At 73.2% G+C, this 769-nt stretch carries 1 pseudogene; it reads right to left on the reverse strand.

The window, feature by feature from the left end:
- Positions 1 to 530 (reverse strand): annotated as a pseudogene (locus EHS43_RS45440) (hypothetical protein); the annotation flags it as partial.
- Between the last annotated feature and the right edge of the window lie 239 nt (positions 531 to 769).

Genomic DNA, 769 nt, shown 5'->3' on the forward strand with positions numbered 1-769 from the left:
GCGTAGACCTGCTGTCCCCAGTCGACCGGCACCTCGTAGAACAGCGTCTGTCCGGGCCGTACGTCGTCGCGCCAGACGCCCGGCTCCAACGCGGCCGCCGAGTCGAAGCCCCCGCCCCCTCCGCCCCGCAGCCGCACGGCCTCACCGCCGGGAGGCGAGGGCGTGGCCGAGTCCCAGGACTCCGGGGCACTCGTCGAGCCCGCCTTCCGCAGCCGCGGTTCGAGCACGGGCGCGAGCTCCAGGTCCCAGTCGCCGGGCGAGGACTCGGTGCGCAGCACTCGCTCCACGACGACGTAGTACGTACCGGCGCTCCGGCACAACGACCGGCTCGACGGGAGCTGGCGCGCGGCCCACACGGTGAGGGGACGCGGGCTGCGGCCGGCGCCGATGCTCGCGGTGTCCCCCGCGGAGCAGGGACGGCCGTCGGCGTCCTGCAGGGACACCCTGACACCCTCCGTCGGGCTGACCGCCGCGTCCCTCGGAGGTACGGCCGTGGCGGCGACGTACACGGTCGACGTGCCGTCGAGCACGAGCCGGTAGAAGACCTTGCCGTCGCTCGGCAGCGAGCTCCGGTAGGTGGTTCCGGGTTCGAGACGCTCGGCGTCAGCGGTGCCCGCCGTCCCGGTGACCGACGGGGCGTTTTCGGCGAAGGCGTACCAGGAGGACGTAGCCGAGGAGGACGTAGCAGAAGGAGAGCCGGAACGCGAGGCGGAAGGAGAGAAGGAGACGGAGGGAGAGGGAGAGGGGGAGGCCGCGAAGCCGGCAGATC

Source organism: Streptomyces sp. RP5T, from assembly GCF_003933965.1.
GTDB lineage: Bacteria > Actinomycetota > Actinomycetes > Streptomycetales > Streptomycetaceae > Streptomyces.